The sequence below is a fragment of the Burkholderia sp. Bp9015 genome, assembly GCF_003853505.1.
Classification (GTDB): domain Bacteria; phylum Pseudomonadota; class Gammaproteobacteria; order Burkholderiales; family Burkholderiaceae; genus Burkholderia.
In genome coordinates this window covers 1-910 of record NZ_QTPZ01000093.1, presented here as the reverse complement: position 1 = coordinate 910, position 910 = coordinate 1, and the positions used below count along the sequence as shown (strand labels likewise).

Here is a 910-nt window from a genome sequence, read left to right as displayed (position 1 = left end):
ACTACGACAAGGCGGTGATGATCGGCACCGTGCCGGCGCTCGTCGTGCTCGGCTGGCGCTGGAAGCCCGCGCGGCTGATGATGGCGTCGATCGCCGCGCTGTCGCTGCTGTCGATCCAGATCTACCAGGGCGATCTCGCGCGCGCCGATGCGGCGTTCTTCCTCAAGTACTTCCTGTCGAGCCAGTCCGCGATCCTGTGGATGAGCGCGCTGTTCGTGCTCGCGACGATCTTCTACTGGATCGGTCTGCTCGCGCGCTCGGAGTCGGGCGCCGCGATCGGCCAGAAGCTCACGTGGGTCGCCGTGCTGATGGGCTTCACCGGCCTGATGGTGCGCTGGTACGAGTCCTACCTGATCGGCGCCGACGTCGGGCATATCCCGGTGTCGAACCTGTACGAAGTGTTCGTGCTGTTCAGCCTGATCACCGCGCTGCTCTACCTGTATTACGAAGGCCACTACGGCACGCGCGCGCTCGGCGCGTTCGTGCTGCTGGTCATCAGCGCGGCCGTCGGCTTCCTGATGTGGTACTCGGTCGCACGCGACGCGCAGCAGATCCAGCCGCTCGTGCCGGCGCTGCAGAGCTGGTGGATGAAGATCCACGTGCCGGCGAACTTCATCGGCTACGGCAGCTTCGCGCTGTCGGCGATGGTGTCGGTCGCATACCTGATGAAGGAGCGCGGCGTGCTCGCCGATCGCCTGCCGACGCTCGAGGTGCTCGACGACGTGATGTACAAGTCGATCGCGGTCGGCTTCGCGTTCTTCACGATCGCGACGATTCTCGGCGCGCTGTGGGCCGCCGAAGCATGGGGCGGCTACTGGAGCTGGGACCCGAAGGAAACCTGGGCGCTGATCGTGTGGCTCAACTACGCGGCCTGGCTGCACATGCGCCTGATGAAGGGCCTGCGCGGCGC

1 protein-coding gene is annotated in these 910 nt (G+C 65.9%); it reads left to right on the top strand.

Annotated features, from left to right (window positions below):
* Window positions 1-910 (top strand): c-type cytochrome biogenesis protein CcsB (gene ccsB, locus DIE12_RS37730; RefSeq protein WP_124492254.1); only part of this gene is annotated, 910 nt, incomplete at both ends.